The organism is Roseivivax sp. CAU 1753, assembly GCF_054482575.1.
Genome location: NZ_JBTLRF010000002.1, coordinates 218,809 through 237,749, shown reverse-complemented (window position 1 = coordinate 237,749; position 18,941 = coordinate 218,809). Strand labels below are relative to the sequence as shown.

Sequence of the window (18,941 nt, the reverse complement as noted above, 5' to 3'; positions counted from 1 at the left end):
CGGGCCCGCGTTCCCGAAAAGATGCGACCGGCACAGGCGGGCGGCGTTGCGCACGCGGCCTCTTGACGCCGCGGTCGGCGGGCGCGACACGGGCGGGATGTCAAGTTTGTATGCCTATACCGACGGAGCCTGCTCCGGAAATCCCGGCCCCGGGGGCTGGGGCGCCCTGCTGCAGGCCCGCGACGGCGACGAGATCGTGAAGGAACGTGAACTGTGCGGCGGCGAGGCGGTGACGACCAACAACCGCATGGAGCTTCTGGCGGCGATCAACGCGCTTGAAAGCCTGTCGCGCCCGTCCGAAATCACGATCATCACCGACTCGACCTATGTGAAGAACGGTGTGACCACCTGGATCCATGGCTGGAAGAAGAACGGCTGGAAGACCGCCGCCAAAAAACCGGTCAAGAACGCCGAGCTTTGGCTGCGGCTCGATGCGGCGCAAGCCCGCCACGACGTGACCTGGGAATGGGTCAAGGGCCATGCGGGCCATCCCGAGAACGAACGCGCCGACAAGCTTGCCCGCGACGGAATGGCGCCGTTCAAGTCGGCGCGATGACGCTCTTTACCCTGCTCGATTACGCGGCGGTGCTGGTGTTTGCCGCAACCGGCGCGCTGACCGCCTCGCGGGCGCAGCTCGACGTGGTCGGCTTCATCTTCCTGGCATGCCTGACCGGGGTCGGTGGCGGCACCGTGCGCGACCTGCTGCTTGACCGGAACCCGGTGTTCTGGATCGCGGACCCCTCTTACCTGGCGGTGGCCTCGGGGGCGGCGCTGGTTGTCTTTCTGACGGCGCACAGGCTTGAAAGCCGCATCGCGACGCTGCGCTGGCTCGATGCGGCCGCCTTGGCCGTCGCGGCGGCGGCGGGCTCGGGTATCGCAGTTTCACTGGGCCAGCCCGCCCCCATCGTCGTGGTGATGGGCATGACCACCGGTTGCCTTGGCGGTCTGATGCGGGACGTGGTGGCCAATGACGTGCCCGTGGTGCTGATCCAGGGCGAGCTTTACGTGACCTGCGCCCTTGCCGGGTCGATGATGACGCTGGCCTGTGTCTGGCTGGGGTTTGGCGATGTCGTCGCCGCGATCGGCTGCGCGGCGGTGACCTTCGGCTTGCGGGCCGGGACGCTGGCGCTGGGCTGGTCCCTGCCGACCTACAAGAGCACACCGCCGCGCGAAAAGCCGCCGCCGACCTGACGCATTTGCCCGCGCGGCATCGGCGCACAGGGTCGCGTCGCGGCTCAGATGGTGCGGAGGTTGCCCGCGCCATCGACGGTGGTGATCCGGGTGATCGCGGCGCGCGCCTTGAGCGCTTGCAACTGGGCGGCATCCATGAACACCGCCGCCGTCGACAGCGCATCCGCCATGGTCGCGCGCGGGGCCTCGATGCTGATCGTCGACCAGCGCGGCACCGCCCCGTCCGGCGACAGGATATGCGCCGCGTGCCCAAGACGCAGCGCCCCGGGGCTTGAGGTCGCGACCGCCCCGCCGCGCAGCGTGCGCATGCCCAGAAGCCCGTGCGCAGGATCGCTCAGCCCCAGGCGGAATGGCCCGCCCAGCGCGCGATGTTCGCCGATGTCGATCAGCGCCCCGGAGGCCCCCCGATCAGCCAGATGGTCGCTGACCAGATCCGTCGCAAAGCCCTGCGCGATGCCGTTGAAAGTCAGCGCCTGACCCGGCGCAAGCTGCACCGCGTCACCGCGTCGGACCCGGCCCCAGCCGATGGCCGCCCGCGCGGCGGTCGGATCGCGCCCCTCGGCCAGCGCCCGCCAGAGCGGCTGCACCGTCGGATCGAAACCGCCCCCGGTCAGCCGATGCGCGGTGTCGGCAAGATCCGTCAGTTGCCGGAACAGCGGGCTGGGCCGGAGCCATCCGTCACGGTTGAGGCGCGACACCTCGCTGCCCGCCCGGTAGATCGAGAACGCCGCCTCGACCCGGTCGAGGATCACGGGAATGTCGGCCAGCATGGCACTGACCTCGGCCCGGGGGCCGTCAAGCTGCACCGACACGTCTGCCCCCAGCGCAAACCCGCGCCAGGTGCCCGCCACCGCAAGGCGCGGCGCACAGGCAAAGGTTGCCGCAAGGGTCAGGAACCGACGCCGCCTCATTGCGCGGGCACCGTGTTCGGGTGGCCGGTCACGCGCGGCGGGCGCTTGGCGGCGCGGCCTTGCAGAACCAGCGGCACACATCGGTTTTCGTCATCGTGAATGCTCACGCATTCGAGACATTGGAAACATTCGGAATAGTCGATCTTGCCGGTCTTCTCGATCGCCCCGTACTGGCATTCGACGCGGCAGAGCTGACAGGGCGATCCGCATTCCACCCGGCGCGGTATCCAGCGGCGCAGGCGCAGCGCCCCGCCGATGGCCAGAAGCGCGCCCAGCGGGCAGACATAGCGGCAGAAGCCCTTGAACAGCACCATGCCGAGAAAGATCCAGAACAGCGCGTAAGCCGCATAATACCATTCGCGCAGGAAGAAGGTGGTGATCGCGGTCTTGAACGGCTCCACCTCGGCGGCCTTGTCCATCGCCTGCGGGATCGTCAGGGTGATGCCCACAAGCGCCGCCAGCACGACGTACTTGATCCATTTCAGCCACCGGTCCCAGCGCGCGGGCACGTCGATCTGCGGGATGCGCAACAGCCGCCCGATGTGATGGGCGAACTCCTGCATCGCGCCGAAGGGGCACAGCCAGCCGCAAAACAGACCCCGGCCCCACAGTACGAAACCCAGGATCGTGGCCCCCCAGATCGCCAGCGAGAACGGATCGTAGAGCAGGAAGGCAAAGGACCCGCCCGCCAGCGCCGTCTGCAAGGCCGCCAAGGGGGTCACGATCGATAACTGCCCCTGCCCCCACCAGCCGACAAAGCCCAGCACAATCGCCAGGATGCCCAGCCGCACCGGCGTGAAGGCGGCCAGCCCGGCCAGACGTTTCTGCGCGAAAAGCAGCGTCGGCAGCAGCATGCCAAGGAAGACCGCAAGTCCGATCAGGTCGCCTTGCCGGTTGAAGATCGCCTCTTGCCAGGGCGATAGCCGTTCGACCTGACCGGGGCGGGAAAAAAACCGCTCGGGCGTCTGGTGGCTGACACTCAGCGTGACTGACCCGATCTCGGGCTGGAACATGCCGTGTGCGCGCACCGCCTGCACCTTGAGCGTCCATTCCGCCGTCGGATCGAAGCCAAGCCGCCGGTCGGTGCGCAGGATCAGCGCGGCACCGTCATGCAGCGCCTCGGGCACGTCGTCATGCAAGCCGACGAACAGGTCGGCATCGCGCAGCGCCACCGGCAGGCCGCCCTGTTCGGCGGACAGCCAGTCGGGCGCTGTGTTGCGCACGAAATCCTCGGACACGAGCCCGTGGCGGGCGGTCTCCACCACCAGGATCGGTTCGTCGAAATCCGAGATCTCCATGAAGCGTTGCAGTTCCTCGTAGGTGTCCGCGTCCAGCACCGCCGCCGCGATCGAGGGCGCGCCAAGATCGACCACCCAGAGGTCGAGATAGGCCTCGTCGGGGGCGTCCAGCGCCTCGGGGTCGTCGTCGGACCAGATCGTGCCGTCGAACGCGGCCTGCAGTTCGGCATTGCTCACGCGTTCATGCGTCACCAGCCCCTGATCGACCAGCGCCTGCCAATTTAGATCCTCGCGGTAGTCCCTGTCGGGATGCGCGGGCGGACCGGACGCGATGCCCTGCATCTTTTCGCGCGCCACCGACAGGGTGGCCGCCAGCACCGATTCGTGGGCGATGCGCACGCTTGCCGTGGCCTTGGTCACCCCGTCGAGATAGACCAGCGCGCCGCCGCCCGTCGCACCGCCATAGGGCGTGCCGACAACGAGGCTTTCGGAAATGGAATGGCCCTCGTATTGCTCGAAAAAGGCATGGAACGGGGCCTGCCCGAGGCCCGACACGAAGATCGGTTCGTTGTGATCCAGAAGCCGGACCGAGATGAAGCGCCCTTCGAGGTCGAGCACCACAAGCACGTTGATCGGCGCGCCGGAAAAGCCCGGCAAGGGGGCCAGCGGTTCGGTCTCGAAGACGTAACCGGCGTGCTGGCCGCCGGAATTGAGCAATTCATAGACACCGTCGTCGCCGATGGCGTCGCCAAGGCTCATGGGGGCGATGACCTTTTCGGCGATACGCGCGCGCTCGGACGGTGCGGCCCATGCCGATACCGCCAGACAAAGCCACAGGCACGCGGCCAGGATGAAGCGTGATCCCCCCATGGGCGCGACCTTAGGGGGCTGCTGTCACGGGCAATATTCGACCTTGGTGCGGGGCCGGATCAGGCGATTGTCAGGCAGGCCATGTAGAAGCCATCCATGCCGCCCGTGTCGGCCCAGAAATCCGGGCGAAGGCGCAGACCGCCCTCGCTGCTGCGCCAGTGGGCCTCGATCCAGGGGGCGTCCGGCGGGACCACCCGCAGCGACGGATGCCGCTCCAGCGCGTCGTCGATCTGAACCTCGCCCTCGTCGGGGATCAGCGAGCAGGTGCAGAACATCAACCGCCCACCGGGTTTCAGAAGCGTGACCGCATGGTCGATCATCCGCGCCTGAAGCGCGATCAGTTCAGAGATGCCCTCGCCGGTGCGGGCATGGGGCAGATCGGGATGGCGGCGGATCGTGCCGGTGGCCGAGCAGGGCGCGTCCAGCAGGATCGTATCGTAGGGCCCGCCCGCATGGGTCAGCGCATCGCCCGCGACGATCCGGGCGGCAAGGCCGGTGCGGGTCAGGTTTTCCTGCACCCGGGCAAGACGCGCCTCGGACAGGTCCAGCGCCGTCACATCGGCCCCCGCCGCGGCCAGTTGCATGGTCTTGCCACCGGGTGCCGCGCAGAGGTCAAGCGCGGTCTGTCCCGCCAGATCGCTTAGCAGGCGCACCGGAAGTGCCGCGGCGGCATCCTGCACCCACCAGTCGCCCGCCGCATAGCCCGGCAGCGTCGAGACCTGACGCCGCGCGTCGAGCCGCACCGAGCCGGTGGGCAGAAGCGTGCCGCCCACAGCCTCGGCCAGCGCAGCCGCATCGCCCTTGGCCGTCAGATCGAGCGGCGCGCCCGTCTGGTGCGCCCGCTCCATCCCGCGAACGGCATCGCGGCCCCAGGCCGCCAGCAACGGCCCGCGCAGCCATTCGGGCAGACGCGCGGGCGGCAAAGTGTCCCAGACCGCCGGGGCCTCGTCGGCGATCTTGCGCAGCACCGCGTTGATCAGCCCCTTGAGCGCCCGGGTCCGCTTGTGCCCTTCGGCCAGGCCGACACAGGCATTCACCACACCATGCGCGGCACCGCCCCGGGCCAGTTCGACCGTGCCCAGACGCAGGATATGCATGCCCCGCAACGGCGGTTTTTTCGCAAGATGCGGCGCAAGCAGCCGGTCCGCCCGGTCGATGTTGCGCAACACATCCGCGGCCAGCCGTTGCGCCGCGGCGCGATCCTCGGGGGCAAGACGCAGGAAGCGGTCGCCGCCGGTCATCTCGCTCAGCAGGCGGCCCTCGGCCAGAACGCCATCCAGTAGGTCCACGCATGCGCGCCGCGCCTGATCCATGTCGTCCGCCTTGTTCCCGCTCGCCGGAGGCGTATATCAACCCGGACAGACCGGAGGAACCGCGAATGAGCGACGAAAACCCCGAATTGCCGCCCGCCGCACGGCGAGCCTTGGCCGAGGCTGCGGAACGCCGCAGGATCGCCGAGGCGGAAGAGCGGGAAAACGCCCGCCCGATCGAACTTGGTGGCCGCGACGGACCAGAGCCGGTGCGCTACGGCGACTGGGAAAAGAAGGGGCTGGCGATCGACTTCTGAGGGTCGGGTGCTGGCCCGACAGTCCCGGCAGCCCCGACAGCAAAGAACGTCAGCGCAGCGTGAAGCCCGCCGACCGGCCCTGACCGCGATCCGAGGTGAAGGTGATGCGGTCGCCGGTGGCGGTGACCATCTGGCAGTTGTAGCCCAAGGAATCGCCGCCCCAGACCAGATCGCGGCAGAAATACCCGTCTTGCCAGGTCCACTTGCCGGTCACGTCCCAGGCAGCGCCGGTGCCAGCAATTGCGCCATCCGGGGTGACCTGAAGCTCGACCAGCGGTCGCGTCAGTTTCTTGCCCTGTACCAGATCGACAAATTCGGGTTTCGACACCACGCGTTCGGCCGATGCCATGACCGGGGCAGACAGTGCGACGCAGAGCGTCAGGAGCAGGGGTGTGCGCATCATCATCTCCAGACAAACGACGGTATCGTGAAGATAGCGGAGCCGACCCGAAGGCAACCGACGCTGACAGGCTCGTGAAGATTGCAACAGATGGACGGATGGACGGATGGACGGGCGGGCGGATCTCCGGTCAGTCCAGCCCCAGAACGTCCAGCATGTCGTAGAACCCCGGCGCCTTGCCCTGCCCCCAGAGCGCCGCCCTGAGCGCGCCACGGGCAAAGAGCGCACGGTCCGAGGCCACGTGGCGCAGCACGATCCGTTCACCCGGACCGGCGAAGATCACGTCATGTTCGCCGATGATGTCGCCGCCCCGGATCGCGGCAAAGCCGATATCGCCGCGCTTGCGGGCCCCGGTGATCCCGTCGCGTCCGCGATCCGACACATCCGCCAGCGCCACGCCGCGCCCCTCGGCTGCGGCCTCGCCCAGCATCAGCGCCGTGCCCGACGGCGCGTCGACCTTGCGGTTGTGATGCGCCTCGACCACCTCGATGTCGAAATCCGCATCCAGCGCGGCGGCGACCTTTTTCGTCAGCAATGTCAGAAGGTTGACCCCAAGCGACATGTTGCCCGCGCGGATCTGCACCGCGCCGTCCGACGCCTCTTGCAGCGCCTCGATCTGAGCGTCGGTGAACCCGGTGGTGCCGATGACATGCACCAGCCCCCTTGCCGCCGCCAGCCGCCCGAAGGTGATGCTGGCCTCGGGCGCGGTAAAGTCGATCACGGCGTCGGCCTGCGCAAACGCCGCCTCGGCATCGTCGGTGACAACGACGCCCGACGCCCGGCCGTTCATCGCGGTGCCCAGATCGCGCCCGATCCAGTCGTGGCCGCTGCGCTCGACCGCGCCCGCGACACGCAGCGTGTCGGACGCCGCCAAGGATTGCACCAGCATCTGGCCCATCCGACCCGACACACCCGTGATGACCACACCCGGCAAATCGCCCATGTCCTATCTCCTTCAGACCGACTGACGTCTCCCTTACCTTGCGTGCCGCGCCTTGGCAAAGCCGGGTCGAAGGCGTATCTGCCCCCCATGGCCAAACGATCTTTTCATGACGGACCCGGACCGACCCAGCGCCAGCTGCGCGTCGGCGAACTGGTGCGCCGCACCCTGTCGGATGTGCTGATGCGCGGCGACATCCACGATCCGGACCTTTCGGGCATGTCGATCACCGTCGGCGAGGTGCGGGTGTCGCCCGACCTCAAGGTGGCGACGGCTTATGTGCTGCCGCTGGGTGGCAAGGGGCGCGACAAGGTGATCAAGGTCCTCGCCCGCAATTCCGGAGAGGTGCGTCGTCAGGTTGCCCGGCACCTCACGCTGAAATACGCGCCAGAGCTGCGGTTCCGGCTGGATGACACCTTCGACAAGCTCGACGAGACGCGCCGGTTGTTCGCCCAGGACGACGTGCAGCGCGATCTTGACGATTAGGCCGATGCGATGGCCCGGCCTCTTGTTTCCGCTGCTCTTCGGCAGCCTTCCCGCCGCTGCGCAAGCGGTGAGCTGCGAAGCGCTGACCCATGACGGCACGCCCTATACGATCTGCCGGGTCGATCCCGCCGCCGAAGGCTTGCGGCTGTTTCTTTACAACGACGACGGCGTGCCGTTCGGCCAGTTCGGTCAGGTCGACCAGCAGCTGAACCGCAAGGGCGAACGGCTGGCCTTCGCGATGAACGCCGGCATGTACCATCCGGATCGCGCGCCGGTGGGCCACTACGTCGAAGAGGGCCGCGAAGAGCAACGGGTGATCGCCTCGGCGGGGCCCGGAAACTTCGGGCTGCTGCCCAACGGCGTGTTCTGCATCGGCGCGGGACGTGCCCGTGTGATCGAGACGCGGCGCTTCGAACGCGAGGCCCCCGATTGCCGCTATGCCACGCAATCCGGCCCGATGCTGGTGATCGACGGCGATCTGCACCCGCGTTTCCTGGTGAACAGCGACAGCCGCTATATCCGCAACGGCGTCGGCACCTCTGCCGATGGCAGCGAGGTGGTGTTCGCGATCTCGGAAAAGCCGGTGACCTTCCACGAGTTCGGGCGCCTGTTCCGCGACGCGCTGGCCCTGCCGCAGGCGCTGTTTCTCGACGGCAACATCTCGCGGATCTACGCGCCATCGCTCAACCGTGCCGATCTGGGCCGCCCGATGGGCCCCATCGTGGGTGTCGTGGTGCCCAGCCCCGACTGATCCAGCGGCTTGCGCTCGGGCGGCCTGCGACCTACCTCTCGGCGATGCGACACCTTGCGGAGGCCCCATGGCGCACGACCTGTCCAGACTGACCGAACAATTGCTCGACGCGGCGAAGACCGCGGGCGCGCCCGATGCCGATGCGATGGCTGTCGATGGCACCTCGCTTGGCGTGGACGTGCGCGGCGGCAGGCTGGAGCAGGCCGAACGCTCGGAGGCGGTCGAGATCGGACTTCGGGTGCTGATCGGGCAACGCTCGGCCACGGTATCGGCGTCGGATGTTCGGCCCGAGACCATGGCCGAGATGGCCGAGCGCGCCGTCGCCATGGCCCGCGAGGCCCCCGAGGATCCCTATATCGGGCTCGCCCCCGCCGCCGATCTGGCCCGCGACTGGGATCTTGCCGCGCTGGAGCTTGCCGATCCCACCACAGAGCCGGACCCGGCCATGCTGGAAGACGATGCCCGGCGCGCAGAGGCCGCAGCCCTTGGCGTGGACGGCATCACCCGGATCGACGCGGCCTCGGCGGGCTACGGCGCGACCCGCGTCCACCTGGCGACCACAGAGGGCTTTTCCGGCGGTTACACGCGGACCCAGCGGTCGACCTCCTGCGTCGCGATCGCGGGCGAAGGCACCGGGATGGAGCGCGACCACGACGGCGACGGGCGCATCTTCCAGTCGGATCTGCGCAGCCCCGAGGACATCGGACGCCGGGCCGGGGAGCGTACCGTCGCGCGGATGAACCCGCGCCGTCCGAAGACCGGGGCCTACCCTGTGCTGTTCGACGAACGCATCTCGTCGTCGCTGATCGGGCACCTGCTGGCGGCGGCGTCAGGCCAGGCGGTGTCGCGCGGGGCGTCCTGGCTTCTGGATGCGCTGGGGCGCGACGTGCTGCCCAAGGGGTTGTCCCTGACCGAGGACCCGCACCGTGCGCGCGCCACCGCATCGCGCCCCTTCGACGCCGAAGGCCTGCCGACGCGTCCGCGCAAGATCGTCGAGGACGGCGCGCTGGCATCCTACACGCTTGACCTGGCCTGCGCCCGCAAGCTGGGTCTTTCCCCCACCGGCAATGCCGCGCGGTCGGTCGCGTCCGGCCCGTCGCCTTCGGTGTGGAACGTGGCGCTGACGCAGGGCCGCGACAGCCGCGACGACCTGATCCGCGAGATGGGCACCGGCCTGATCGTCACCTCGATGATCGGCGCGACCATCAACCCCAATACCGGCGATTATTCGCGCGGCGCGGCGGGCCACTGGGTCGAAAACGGCGAAATCGCCTATCCGGTCTCGGGCGTGACCATCGCCGGGTCGCTGCCTGCCTTCCTGCGCACGATCCGGCCCGCCAACGACGCGCGCCCCTGGCTCAGCCGCGTGGTGCCGTCGCTGCTGGTCGAAGGACTGACCCTTGCCGGAGAGTGACCTCGACCTTCTGCTTCGGGCGGCGGGACTGGCCGCCGAGACCGCGACGCGCTTTGTCGGCGGCCCCCTTGACACGCGCGACAAGGGCGACGGCCAGGGGCCGGTGACCGCCGCCGACATCGCCGTGAACGACGTGCTGGAGGACACCCTGCGCAGCGCCCGCCCCGCCTATGGGTGGCTGTCGGAAGAAAGCGAGGATGATCCGTTGCGGCTGACCTCGCCCGCGACCTTCATCGTCGACCCGATCGACGGCACCCGCAGTTTCATCGACGGATCCGACACCTGGGCGCATTCGCTGGCGGTGTCCGTGGCCGGCGAGATCACCGCCGCCGTGGTGTTCCTGCCGATGCGCGACAAGCTGTACCAGGCCGCGCGCGGTCAGGGCGCGCAGCTGAACGGTCGCGCCATCGCCCCCAGCCGGAGGTCCGAGCTGGCCGGGGCCGAGGTTCTGGCCACCAAACCCAATATCGACCCGCGTCACTGGCCCGCCGGGGTGCCAAAGTTTCGCCGCGCGCACCGCCCGTCGCTGGCCTACCGGATGTGTCTGGTGGCCGATGGGTCGTATGATGCGATGCTGACCTTTCGCGACGCCTGGGAATGGGACGTCGCGGCGGGGGCGCTGATTCTCGGCGAAGCCGGGGCCCGTGTCAGCGACCGCTCTGGCGCGGCGCTGCGGTTCAATTCGCCCCGCGCCATGACCGACGGAATCGTCGCGGGGGGCACCGCCGTCTGGCAAAGCACGCTCGACGCGCTGGGCCGCGGCACTGCCCGAAGCGGCTGATCCGTCGCACCGGGTTGCGCTTGGTGGAAATCATGTCCTAATCGGCCAGACCTGCGCGGCACCGGCCCGCGCGCAACAGGAGGCAGCCCATGCAACGCCTGCATCTCGTCTTCGGAGGCGAGCTTGTCGACCCGCAGAAATCCGAGTTCCGCAATGTCGACGACCTACATATCGTCGGGATCTTCCCCGATTACGCCACCGCCTATGACGCCTGGAAGAACGAGGCGCAGCGCACCGTGGACAATGCGCATATGCGATACTTCATCGCCCATCTGCATCGGCTTCGCGATGAAGAGGCCGCCGCCTCTCCGACCGAGGAGCTTGGCTGAACCGCGTGTCGCGCCGCCCCTTCCCCCTTTCGGCCTATCTGGCGCTGACCCGGCCCCAGGTGGGCCGCACCGCATCCCGACCCGATCCGGACCGACCGTCCGGGCGGATCGTCTGGCTGCACGCCGGGACCGAGCCGGACGCACAGGCCCTGGCCGCGCTGGCGCAGCGGTTGCTGCAGCAGAACCCCGACGTCGCCTTCCTGAAGTCCGGGCATTGGCCCGGGACCCCGCCGGGCCACACCGATCTGCCGGAGGACACGCTGCCTGCCTGCCGGGCGTTTCTGGCGCATTGGCAGCCCGACCTGTGCATCTGGAGCGGCCATGCCCTGCGCCCGGCGCTGATGGAGGCGGCCCATGAAAGCGGGCTTCCCTGTCTGATGGTCAATGCCCGCGCAGCCGCGTTCTCGACGCCCGCGCCGCGCTGGTTGCCCGATGCCGCCCCCGCGGCGCTGATGCGGTTCGACGCGATCTTCTGCACCTCGCGCGACGCCGAGCGGCGGTTGCGCAGGCTCGGGCTGGAGGCCGCGCGCCTCGTCCATGCGGGCACGCTGACCGGCGCGGCACCGCCGCTGGATTGCCCGCCGGAGCTGCACGAAGAGGTCGCCACCGCGCTGGGGGGCCGCCCGACCTGGCTTGCCGCCCGGCTGCACGCCTCCGAGATGCGCACGGTCTTCGAGGCCCACGTCGCCGCCGGTCGCCTGGCGCCGCGATTGCTGCTGATCGTCGTGCCGGAAACCAGCGCCGACGCCGACGCGGCCTGGGCCGCCGCCGACGAAACCGGGCTGCGGACCTGCTTCTGGGATGCGGGCGACATGCCCGACGACATGACGCAGCTGGTGCTGTGCGAAGGTCCGGACGAGCTGGGCCTGTGGTACCGAGTGGCACCGCTGGCCTTTCTCGGCGGCTCGCTGGCGACGGGACAGGTCAGCACCGATCCGCTCGAGGCGGCAGCGCTGGGATCGGCGATCCTCTACGGTCCCAACGTGGGCTCGCATCTGGCGACCTATTCCCGGCTTGTCGATGCCGGGGCCGCGCGAATCATCCGCGACGCCGATTCGCTTTCGGCGGCGGTGCTGCAGATCATTGCGCCGGACCGCGCCGCCGCCATGGCGCATGCGGGCTGGGATGTGGTGACGGCGGGTGCCGAGACCGAAGACCAGGTCATCGCCCGGATCTCGGACCTTCTTGATGCGCGGCTCGTCCGGAAGGGGCACGGCTGATGCGACCACCGCCGTTCTGGAACAATCCGCCGGACGCGCCCGGCCTGCTGGCCCATGTGCTGCGCCCGCTTGGCGCGCTGACCGCACGCGCCACGGCCCGACGGATCGCGCGGCCCGGCAACCGCCTGCCGGTGCCGGTGATCTGTATCGGCAACCTCAATGCCGGGGGCACCGGCAAGACGCCCACGGTCATCGCCCTGCTTGAGCGCCTGTCCGCGCGGGGCATCGACGCGCATGTGGTCTCGCGCGGGTATGGCGGCACGCTGAAGGGGCCGGTCCGGGTCGATCCGCGCCGCCACAAGGCCCAAGAGACCGGCGACGAGCCGCTGTTGCTGTCGGCCTTCGGTCCGGTCTGGGTTGCCCGCGACCGGGCCGCCGGTGCCGATGCCGCCGTGGCCGCCGGGGCCGAGGCGATCCTGCTCGACGACGGCTTCCAGAATCCGGCGCTTCATCAGGATCTGAGCCTTGTGGTGGTCGATGCGGCGCGCGGCTTCGGCAATGGGCTGTGCCTGCCCGCAGGCCCGTTGCGCGAACCCGTTGCGACCGGTCTCGCGCGGGCGGACATGCTGCTGACCATTGGCCCGCCCGAGGCGCAGGTCCGGTTTGACGCCACCTGGCCACAGGGCGCGGACATGCCGCGCATCACCGGCCAGCTTGCGCCGCTGCAGACCGGCATGGACTGGGACGGGCTGCACGCGCTGGCCTTTGCGGGCATCGGCTACCCCGAGAAGTTCTTTGCCACCCTGCGCGACCTCGGGGCGATCCTGGTGCGGGCCGAGGCGCTGGAGGATCACCAACCGCTGACCCCGGCGCTGATGGCCCGGCTCGAGGCCGATGCCACGGCACTGGGCGCGCAGTTGGTCACCACCGAGAAGGACGCGGTACGGCTGCCTGACGCCTTCCGGATAAAGGTCCTGACGCTGCCGGTGCGGCTGGCGATCGCGGATGCGGACCCTCTTGTGCAGGCGTTGGACCGGCTTTTTCCCTGAGGGTGCGGGCTGCCGCGCCTATTCCGCCGCGAGACGGGGGGCGTCCTCGATGCGCATCGCCGCGATCTCGGCGATCACGCCGCGCAGCAGTTTCCGGAAGGCGTGGAAATGCGCGTTGGGCTTGATCGTGCGCTCGTCCATGTAGATGGCGCGGTCGATCTCGATCTGGATCGCATGCTGACGGCGCGATGGCTTGCCGTAGTGCTGGGTGATATAGGCCCCGGCAAACGGCGTGTTGCGCGTCACCACCAGCCCGGCCCGCAAGAACGCCGCCTCGATCAGGTCGACGATTCCCGGATCGGCAGAGGCCCCGAAACGGTCGCCGATGACAATCTCGGGGCGCATACCGCCCGCCCGCGCGGTGCCTTCGGCGGCCTCGTGCGGCATGGAATGACAATCGACCAGTACCGCTTGACCGAAGCCCATCTCGGCCTCTTGCAGCAGCGTCTGCAAACAGGCGTGATAGGGGCGCCAATAACCGTCGATGCGCCGCGTGGCTTCGGCGGCGGGCAGCTTGCCGCGATAGATCGCGCGCCCGTTGGCGACCACCCGGGGCACCACCCCCAGACCCGAGGCCACGCGCGGGTTGTGCCCGACGCGGCGCACCCCCTCGATCAGGGCGGGATCGAGTTCCTCTGCGGCGCGGTTGAGGTCGACAAAGGCGCGCGGCGCACCGGCCTTCAAAAACGGTGCGCCGTAATCCGGGGCGCAGTCGAACAGCCGGTCCACATAGGCATCCTCGGAGGACCGGATGGCGTGTTCGTCCAGCACCGTATGGCGCAGAAACGACCAGGGATAATCGCGGCCCGAATGCGGCGATGCAAACACGACACAGGATGACAGCGCATCCGGTCGGTATAGGTGATAGGCCGATTTGGGCATGTCCGCTCCTCGCCGCTTGGTTCCAAGATAGCCCGATTTTTTCTATGTCCAAAAGCCCTTGATCTCCTGTTCCGAGCCTTTTATAGACCCGTCCACCGGCGCGGGGTCCTCCGCGCCCCATTTCGTTATGGGGTGCATCACGGAACGGTCGCATGTCGGGATGGGCGGTTAGCTCAGCGGTAGAGCACTACGTTGACATCGTAGGGGTCACTGGTTCGAACCCAGTACCGCCCACCATCGAATTCACCGCCCCGGTGCCACGGTCCGGGGTGTCACGTCACCCGAAGGCGCGCCTGGCGCCGCGATATGAGGAGAAGGCCGATGAAAGTCCGGAATTCGCTCCGCTCGCTCAAGAACCGCCATCGCGATTGTCGCGTTGTGCGCCGCAAGGGCCGAGTTTACGTCATCAACAAGACCCAGCGTCGTTTCAAGGCCCGTCAGGGCTGAGCCGACCGGTTCGACCGATGCAAAAAGGCCGCCCCCCGGGGCGGCTTTTTTCGCTTTGCGGTTTCGTTTCTTCGGCTTCGTTTCGCGGGTCCTGCGCGCGCGGTCGGGTGGCACCGCAGACCGCGCGCTTCACCTGGGCTCAGCGCCGGATCGAATCCGCCAGCAGCCGCACCACCGTGACCTGATCGAAATACCCGGTGACCGTCAGGCCGCGCGATTGCTGATAGCGCCGGATCGCGCGCCTTGTGTCGGCGTCGAAACGCCCGTCCACCGGACCGGGCTCAAAGCCGAAGGTGCTCAGTCGCGCCTCGGCCAGTCGCTTGGCGATCGGCGTCAGGTTAAGCGCGGCTTCCTGCGCCTGCGCCTGTGCCTCGGCCTGTCGCTCGGTGCTGGGTCTGTCGACCTCGACCAGTCGACGCTGCGCTTCCCCGGCGAAAGCGCCATTGGGGAAGGCCGCGAGATATTCGCGGTAGGCCGCCTCGGTGCCCGCCGCCTCGGCCTGCTCCCATGCCCGGCGATCCTGTGCTTCCGCCTCGGCCCGCGCCTGCGCGTCGATCTCGGCCAGCTGCTCCGTGGCAAGATCGGCATAGTCGCCATCCGGGTAGCGGGCGAGGTATGCGCGCAGCCCCTCGGCATCGCCGGAGGCACCGGTGTCGCGCCAATACAGCCGGTCTTCACGGGCGCGCTGTTCCTCGCGGCGGGCAGCCTCGCGTTCCAGTTCCTCGGCCCTCTGCGCGGCCTGATCGTCAAGCCGCGCGATCTGGTTGCCGCTGAGGAACCCGCTCTCCTCGATGCCGTTGTCGCGCTGCCACGCGGAGATGGCGCCGCGCGTACCCGGTCCGAAGATACCGTCGATGCCGCGCGTGTTATAGTCGAGGATCGACAGATCGCGCTGGATCTCGGCGCGGGCCTCCCGGTTGAGCGCCAGCGCCTCTTCCGCGCGCCGGGCATCGCGGTCGGGGTCGGCGTCGATATCGGCGATGCGGTCGCGAGCCTCTGCGGCATTGGGCCCTTCGGGGAAGGCCGACAGATACATCGCATAGGCCTCGCGCGTATCCTCTGCCGATGCCTCGCGCCAGAGCCGTGCCTCAGCGGCGGTATCGACGACTGCGGCACCGGGCACCGGGCGCGGCGGCGTGTCGCGGACCGGGGCACCGGGGGCAGAGGCCGCAGGAAGAAATACCAGATCGTCCGGCGCGTATCCCTCAACGCCCAGCCCCGCGTCCCGTGCCACGGCCACCAGTGTCCGGGCCGGCACCCCCAGATCGTCGCGCACCAGCCGCCCGATCGTATCCGGCGCCCCGCGGATCAGGGTGACCCCCTGCGGCAGGTCGATATCGCCCGCGCCGTCCCTCAGAAAGTCGGCCACCACCGGCTGCGGCCCGGCCTCGGCGAGGATGAGCAACGCCCGACCCGGGTAGGCCCCGAGAACCGCCAGCAGCGGCGCAACAGGCAGCGCCTGAAGGAAAACGTCGCCAGCGGTCCCGGTCTCGGCGGCCAGCGGCAACAGGTAGGTTTCGGTGGCGCTGTGTACGAACCGCCCCGACAGCAGCACCGCGACGCCGTCCGTGTCGGCATCGAGCGTGTCGAGAAACCGCACCAGCCCGTCGCGCATCGCCGCACCGTCCGCCCCGCGCAAGGCCAGCACATCGACGCCCTCGTCGCGCAGCGGGGACACCGCCGCCATGATGCCCTCGGTTCCGCGCAGCCGGTCCAGCATCGACGGCGACGCGTTCTCGACGATCAGGGCGGCGGTGTCGGCAAGCGCCGTGCTGCCGATGAGACAGGCCGCGAGGGTAAGGGCAAAACGGGGCATGGACGTCCTTTCCGGATCAATCGTAGGTGCGGCAATCCTCGATCACGAGCCCGTCACGCGGCAGCGCGCCCGGATCCACGATCTCGACCTTTGCCTTGAGTTTCAGAATATCGGCGACGCTGGCGGCGATCGGTCCCGCGTCCTGCGCGGTGCTTTCGACGCGCACGGTCATCACGTCCATCTCGCCGTCGCGATCGACCAGCACGCGGGCGCGCGCGACCTCGGCGTGGCGCGCAACCAGTTCGGCCACCTGTTCCGGACGCACGAACATGCCCTTGATCTTGGTGGTCTGGTCGGCACGCCCCATCCATCCCTTGATGCGCATGTTGGTCCGCCCACAGGGGCTTTCGCCCGGCAGCACCGCCGACAGATCGCCGGTGGCAAAGCGGATCAGCGGGTAATCGGGGTTGAGCGTGGTCACCACCACTTCGCCGACCTCGCCGTCCGGCACAGGGTCGCCGGTGCCTGGGGTCACGATCTCGACGATCACGCCCTCGTCCACGATCATCCCCTCCATGGCGGGGCTTTCATAGGCGATCAGCCCCAGATCGGCGGTAGCATAGCATTGCAGGCATGCGATGCCGCGCTGGGCGTAGAAGTCGCGCAAGGACGGGAACAGCGCGCCGCCGGACACGGCCGCCTTGGTGATCGACAGGACAAGGCCCAACTCGTCGGCCTTTTCGAGGATCACCTTGAGATAATCGGGCGTGCCCGCATAGGCCGTGGTGCCGATGTCTGCCGCCGCGCGGGCCTGCAGTTCGGTCTGCCCGGTGCCCGCCGGAAGTACCGTTGCCCCGACCGCGCGGGCCCCCGATTCGAACATCATCCCCGCGGGCGTCAGATGATATCCAAAGCAGTTCTGCACCACATCGCCGTCATGGATCTCGGCGGCGCGCAGGAAACGGCCAAGACGGAACCAGTCGTCGTCGATCCGCCCGGGCTCGTAGATGGGCCCCGGGCTTTGAAATACATGCGTGAACGACCCCAGCGGGCCCGCAAGCGCCCCGAACGGCGGCGTCCGGGACTGCGCCGCAACGAGGTCCGACTTGCGCAGCACAGGCAGCGCGGCCAGTGCCGCGCGATCCACCACTTCTTCCGCCGCGATGTCGCGCAGCGCCCCGAACCCCTCGAGCGCCTGCGCGCGGGCGACCTGGTGTGGCAAGGCTTCGGCCAAGGCCTCTGCGCGCTCTGTCGCGCTGCGTGTCTCAAGCGTGTCGGGGTCGGTCATTGCGGGTCTCCTGATGCGATATGCGCAACATGGCGCAGGTCATGCCATAACGAAAGCGAGGCTATCAGATAACACGACCGGCAACAGCGATGCGTGTGGCGGCGCGTCGATCGACCCGGCGCGGCGACCGCGCCAGCGACCGGCTTTCCGGCGCGAAAAACCCGGCCACGCTGTAGGCGCGACCGGGTTCGACATCATTGCAAATTCGTCTCTATCACCGAAACGCGATATCAGCCGGCGGTTGCGGCCTGCAGCACGGTTGTGCTCTCGGCGTCCATGCCTGCGCAGGCTTCGTCGACCATGATCATGATCGCATCGGCGTTCTCGGGTGTCTCGAGCTGCGCCTTGATCGCTTCGGCGAGACCCATCTTCCCCTCGTCATCCATGCTGATGAACTCGGCGCAGGTGACCACTGCGGGGTCCATGGCATGCGCTGCGGAAAAAGCGGCGGAACCGGACACGGCGAGGCCGAGAGCGGCGAGAAGGGTGGCAGTCGTTTTCATAGCTATCTCCTTGGTGGGACGTCACGTCGGTAACGCTGCAAGGACAACCGCGGCGCGATTGGATGGTTCCGCCAGAAAGACCGTTTCAGCAATTTTATATATTTCCTGCCGGGCCTTGACGAAAGATTTGCCAAGACCACTGCGCAGAGCCTAGGACAACCACCGCTTGCGCCGCCGATAGGACCGCACCTCGCGAAAGCTTCGGCGACCTTCGTCGGACATGCCGAGATAGAATTCCTTCACGTCCGGATTCTCGCGCAGGCTTTCCGCGCTGCCCTCCATCACGACGCGGCCCGACTCGAGGATGTAACCCGCATGGGCATAGCGCAGCGCCACGTTGGTGTTCTGCTCTGCCAGCAGGAAGGACACGCCCTCCCCTTCATTGACCGCCTTCACGATCTCGAAGATCTGCTCGACCAGTTGCGGGGCCAACCCCATCGACGGCTCGTCCAGCAGGATCGTTTCAGGCCGGGACATCAGCGCGCGCCCGATGGCGCACATCTGCTGCTCGCCGCCCGAGGTATAGCCCGCCTGGCTGCGGCGGCGTTCCCTGAGGCGCGGGAAATAATTGTAGACCATCTCGAGATCGGCCTCGACAGCCGCCTTGCCGTCCTTGCGGGTATAGGCCCCGGTCAGCAGGTTTTCCTCGATGGTCAGGTGTTCGAAACAGTGGCGGCCTTCCATCACCTGGATGACGCCGCGCTTGACCAGCGCCGCGGGGTCCAGCCCCTGCACACGCTCGCCCTTGTAGAGGATCGACCCCTTGGTGACCTCGCCGCGCTCTGAATGAAGCAGGTTCGAGATCGCCTTGAGCGTGGTCGTCTTGCCGGCACCGTTGCCACCCAGAAGCGCCGTAATCCCGCCTTTCCTGACGGTCAGCGAGACCCCCTTCAGCACCAGGATCACGTGGTTGTAGATCACCTCGACGTTGTTGACCTCGAGAAGCGCATGATCGGTCTTGGCCGTGTCGAGCATGGC

General features: G+C 68.3%; 21 protein-coding genes and 1 tRNA gene. 12 read left to right on the top strand and 10 right to left on the bottom strand.

Annotation, left to right across the window (positions count from 1 at the left end; translation table 11 throughout):
* Positions 1 to 97 precede the first annotated feature (97 nt).
* Both rnhA and ACXYMN_RS06025 read left to right on the top strand, forming a co-directional pair.
* Positions 98 to 556, top strand: coding sequence for a ribonuclease HI (rnhA, locus tag ACXYMN_RS06030; protein WP_459012600.1), 459 nt, complete (start codon positions 98 to 100; stop codon positions 554 to 556).
* The gene (locus ACXYMN_RS06025; RefSeq protein WP_459012599.1) at positions 553 to 1,191 is read left to right on the top strand and encodes a trimeric intracellular cation channel family protein; all 639 of its coding nucleotides are present in this window, start codon (positions 553 to 555) and stop codon (positions 1,189 to 1,191) included. The genes rnhA and ACXYMN_RS06025 overlap by 4 nt, the downstream gene beginning before the upstream one ends.
* 44 nt (positions 1,192 to 1,235) lie before the next feature.
* Here the strand turns inward: ACXYMN_RS06025 and ACXYMN_RS06020 are convergent, their stop codons facing one another.
* The 3 genes from ACXYMN_RS06020 to ACXYMN_RS06010 are packed head-to-tail and all read right to left on the bottom strand — an operon-like array spanning position 1,236 to position 5,523.
* Positions 1,236 to 2,102, bottom strand: a complete 867-nt coding sequence (locus tag ACXYMN_RS06020) for an FAD:protein FMN transferase (protein ID WP_459012598.1) — start codon at positions 2,100 to 2,102, stop codon at positions 1,236 to 1,238.
* On the bottom strand, positions 2,099 to 4,210 hold the full coding sequence (locus ACXYMN_RS06015) for a 4Fe-4S binding protein (protein ID WP_459012597.1): 2,112 nt from the start codon (positions 4,208 to 4,210) through the stop codon (positions 2,099 to 2,101). Before ACXYMN_RS06015 ends, ACXYMN_RS06020 begins: the two co-directional genes overlap by 4 nt.
* Positions 4,211 to 4,269: 59 nt before the next feature.
* Entirely contained in the window at positions 4,270 to 5,523 is a 1,254-nt protein-coding gene (locus ACXYMN_RS06010; protein WP_459012596.1) for an RsmB/NOP family class I SAM-dependent RNA methyltransferase, read from the bottom strand.
* A gap of 65 nt (positions 5,524 to 5,588) precedes the next feature.
* On the opposite strand from ACXYMN_RS06010, the gene ACXYMN_RS06005 reads away from it, so the two are divergent.
* A complete protein-coding gene (locus ACXYMN_RS06005) occupies positions 5,589 to 5,777 on the top strand; it encodes a DUF1674 domain-containing protein (RefSeq protein ID WP_459012594.1) in 189 nt (62 codons plus the stop codon).
* Between the two features lie 49 nt (positions 5,778 to 5,826).
* Here ACXYMN_RS06005 and ACXYMN_RS06000 read toward each other — a convergent pair whose 3' ends face one another.
* Complete coding sequence (locus ACXYMN_RS06000) at positions 5,827 to 6,177, bottom strand: dihydrodipicolinate reductase (RefSeq protein WP_459012593.1); 351 nt, start codon at positions 6,175 to 6,177, stop codon at positions 5,827 to 5,829.
* A 130-nt stretch (positions 6,178 to 6,307) separates the two neighbouring features.
* Entirely contained in the window at positions 6,308 to 7,120 is an 813-nt protein-coding gene (dapB, locus tag ACXYMN_RS05995) for a 4-hydroxy-tetrahydrodipicolinate reductase (protein WP_459012592.1), read from the bottom strand.
* 87 nt (positions 7,121 to 7,207) lie between these two features.
* Here dapB and rbfA point away from each other — a divergent pair, with 87 nt between their 5' ends.
* The 7 genes from rbfA (at position 7,208) to lpxK (ending at position 13,087) form a co-directional block, all read left to right on the top strand.
* A complete protein-coding gene (rbfA, locus tag ACXYMN_RS05990; protein WP_459012591.1) occupies positions 7,208 to 7,603 on the top strand; it encodes a 30S ribosome-binding factor RbfA in 396 nt (131 codons plus the stop codon).
* Between the two features lie 4 nt (positions 7,604 to 7,607).
* The gene (locus tag ACXYMN_RS05985; protein ID WP_459012589.1) at positions 7,608 to 8,354 is read left to right on the top strand and encodes a phosphodiester glycosidase family protein; all 747 of its coding nucleotides are present in this window, start codon (positions 7,608 to 7,610) and stop codon (positions 8,352 to 8,354) included.
* 67 nt (positions 8,355 to 8,421) lie between these two features.
* Positions 8,422 to 9,768, top strand: a complete 1,347-nt coding sequence (locus ACXYMN_RS05980) for a TldD/PmbA family protein (RefSeq protein ID WP_459012588.1) — start codon at positions 8,422 to 8,424, stop codon at positions 9,766 to 9,768.
* On the top strand, positions 9,755 to 10,549 hold the full coding sequence (locus ACXYMN_RS05975) for an inositol monophosphatase family protein (protein ID WP_459012587.1): 795 nt from the start codon (positions 9,755 to 9,757) through the stop codon (positions 10,547 to 10,549). The genes ACXYMN_RS05980 and ACXYMN_RS05975 overlap by 14 nt, the downstream gene beginning before the upstream one ends.
* An 89-nt stretch (positions 10,550 to 10,638) precedes the next feature.
* Positions 10,639 to 10,878, top strand: a complete 240-nt coding sequence (locus tag ACXYMN_RS05970) for a DUF4170 domain-containing protein (RefSeq protein WP_459012586.1) — start codon at positions 10,639 to 10,641, stop codon at positions 10,876 to 10,878.
* Positions 10,879 to 10,883: 5 nt separating this feature from the next.
* The gene (locus ACXYMN_RS05965) at positions 10,884 to 12,098 is read left to right on the top strand and encodes a 3-deoxy-D-manno-octulosonic acid transferase (RefSeq protein ID WP_459012585.1); all 1,215 of its coding nucleotides are present in this window, start codon (positions 10,884 to 10,886) and stop codon (positions 12,096 to 12,098) included.
* A complete protein-coding gene (lpxK, locus tag ACXYMN_RS05960; RefSeq protein ID WP_459012584.1) occupies positions 12,098 to 13,087 on the top strand; it encodes a tetraacyldisaccharide 4'-kinase in 990 nt (329 codons plus the stop codon). Before ACXYMN_RS05965 ends, lpxK begins: the two co-directional genes overlap by 1 nt.
* Positions 13,088 to 13,105: 18 nt before the next feature.
* Here lpxK and ACXYMN_RS05955 read toward each other — a convergent pair whose 3' ends face one another.
* Positions 13,106 to 13,969: an N-formylglutamate amidohydrolase gene (locus ACXYMN_RS05955; protein ID WP_459012583.1), complete on the bottom strand. Its 864-nt coding sequence runs from the start codon at positions 13,967 to 13,969 to the stop codon at positions 13,106 to 13,108.
* Positions 13,970 to 14,131: 162 nt separating this feature from the next.
* Between ACXYMN_RS05955 and ACXYMN_RS05950 the strand changes: the two genes are divergently transcribed.
* Together ACXYMN_RS05950 and ykgO are read left to right on the top strand one after the other, a co-directional pair.
* Positions 14,132 to 14,206, top strand: a tRNA-Val gene (locus ACXYMN_RS05950).
* A gap of 84 nt (positions 14,207 to 14,290) precedes the next feature.
* Entirely contained in the window at positions 14,291 to 14,416 is a 126-nt protein-coding gene (gene ykgO, locus ACXYMN_RS05945; RefSeq protein ID WP_005850168.1) for a type B 50S ribosomal protein L36, read from the top strand.
* 139 nt (positions 14,417 to 14,555) lie between these two features.
* On the opposite strand, the gene ACXYMN_RS05940 is transcribed toward ykgO, so the two are convergent.
* The 4 genes from ACXYMN_RS05940 to ACXYMN_RS05925 all read right to left on the bottom strand — a co-directional run bounded on the left by ACXYMN_RS05940 (position 14,556) and on the right by ACXYMN_RS05925 (position 18,938).
* Positions 14,556 to 16,232 carry a peptidoglycan-binding domain-containing protein gene (locus ACXYMN_RS05940; protein ID WP_459012582.1) on the bottom strand — a complete coding sequence of 559 codons (1,677 nt, stop codon included), beginning with the start codon at positions 16,230 to 16,232 and terminating at the stop codon, positions 14,556 to 14,558.
* A gap of 16 nt (positions 16,233 to 16,248) precedes the next feature.
* A complete protein-coding gene (locus ACXYMN_RS05935; protein ID WP_459012581.1) occupies positions 16,249 to 17,460 on the bottom strand; it encodes a phenylacetate--CoA ligase family protein in 1,212 nt (403 codons plus the stop codon).
* A gap of 230 nt (positions 17,461 to 17,690) precedes the next feature.
* Positions 17,691 to 17,963: a hypothetical protein gene (locus ACXYMN_RS05930; protein WP_459012580.1), complete on the bottom strand. Its 273-nt coding sequence runs from the start codon at positions 17,961 to 17,963 to the stop codon at positions 17,691 to 17,693.
* Between the two features lie 150 nt (positions 17,964 to 18,113).
* Positions 18,114 to 18,938, bottom strand: coding sequence for an ABC transporter ATP-binding protein (locus ACXYMN_RS05925; RefSeq protein ID WP_459012579.1), 825 nt, complete (start codon positions 18,936 to 18,938; stop codon positions 18,114 to 18,116).
* Positions 18,939 to 18,941: the final 3 nt, after the last annotated feature.

Excerpts from the sequence above, each read along its gene's own strand:
- rnhA (WP_459012600.1), top strand. The coding sequence starts at position 98 with ATGTCAAGTTTGTATGCCTATACCGACGGAGCCTGCTCCGGAAATCCC.
- ACXYMN_RS06025 (WP_459012599.1), top strand. The coding sequence starts at position 553 with ATGACGCTCTTTACCCTGCTCGATTACGCGGCGGTGCTGGTGTTTGCC.
- ACXYMN_RS06020 (WP_459012598.1), bottom strand. The coding sequence starts at position 2,102 with ATGAGGCGGCGTCGGTTCCTGACCCTTGCGGCAACCTTTGCCTGTGCG.
- ACXYMN_RS06015 (WP_459012597.1), bottom strand. The coding sequence starts at position 4,210 with ATGGGGGGATCACGCTTCATCCTGGCCGCGTGCCTGTGGCTTTGTCTG.
- ACXYMN_RS06010 (WP_459012596.1), bottom strand. The coding sequence starts at position 5,523 with ATGGATCAGGCGCGGCGCGCATGCGTGGACCTACTGGATGGCGTTCTG.
- ACXYMN_RS06005 (WP_459012594.1), top strand. The coding sequence starts at position 5,589 with ATGAGCGACGAAAACCCCGAATTGCCGCCCGCCGCACGGCGAGCCTTG.
- ACXYMN_RS06000 (WP_459012593.1), bottom strand. The coding sequence starts at position 6,177 with ATGCGCACACCCCTGCTCCTGACGCTCTGCGTCGCACTGTCTGCCCCG.
- dapB (WP_459012592.1), bottom strand. The coding sequence starts at position 7,120 with ATGGGCGATTTGCCGGGTGTGGTCATCACGGGTGTGTCGGGTCGGATG.
- rbfA (WP_459012591.1), top strand. The coding sequence starts at position 7,208 with ATGGCCAAACGATCTTTTCATGACGGACCCGGACCGACCCAGCGCCAG.
- ACXYMN_RS05985 (WP_459012589.1), top strand. The coding sequence starts at position 7,608 with ATGCGATGGCCCGGCCTCTTGTTTCCGCTGCTCTTCGGCAGCCTTCCC.
- ACXYMN_RS05980 (WP_459012588.1), top strand. The coding sequence starts at position 8,422 with ATGGCGCACGACCTGTCCAGACTGACCGAACAATTGCTCGACGCGGCG.
- ACXYMN_RS05970 (WP_459012586.1), top strand. The coding sequence starts at position 10,639 with ATGCAACGCCTGCATCTCGTCTTCGGAGGCGAGCTTGTCGACCCGCAG.
- lpxK (WP_459012584.1), top strand. The coding sequence starts at position 12,098 with ATGCGACCACCGCCGTTCTGGAACAATCCGCCGGACGCGCCCGGCCTG.
- ACXYMN_RS05955 (WP_459012583.1), bottom strand. The coding sequence starts at position 13,969 with ATGCCCAAATCGGCCTATCACCTATACCGACCGGATGCGCTGTCATCC.
- ykgO (WP_005850168.1), top strand. The coding sequence starts at position 14,291 with ATGAAAGTCCGGAATTCGCTCCGCTCGCTCAAGAACCGCCATCGCGAT.
- ACXYMN_RS05940 (WP_459012582.1), bottom strand. The coding sequence starts at position 16,232 with ATGCCCCGTTTTGCCCTTACCCTCGCGGCCTGTCTCATCGGCAGCACG.
- ACXYMN_RS05935 (WP_459012581.1), bottom strand. The coding sequence starts at position 17,460 with ATGACCGACCCCGACACGCTTGAGACACGCAGCGCGACAGAGCGCGCA.
- ACXYMN_RS05930 (WP_459012580.1), bottom strand. The coding sequence starts at position 17,963 with ATGAAAACGACTGCCACCCTTCTCGCCGCTCTCGGCCTCGCCGTGTCC.
- ACXYMN_RS05925 (WP_459012579.1), bottom strand. The coding sequence starts at position 18,938 with ATGCTCGACACGGCCAAGACCGATCATGCGCTTCTCGAGGTCAACAAC.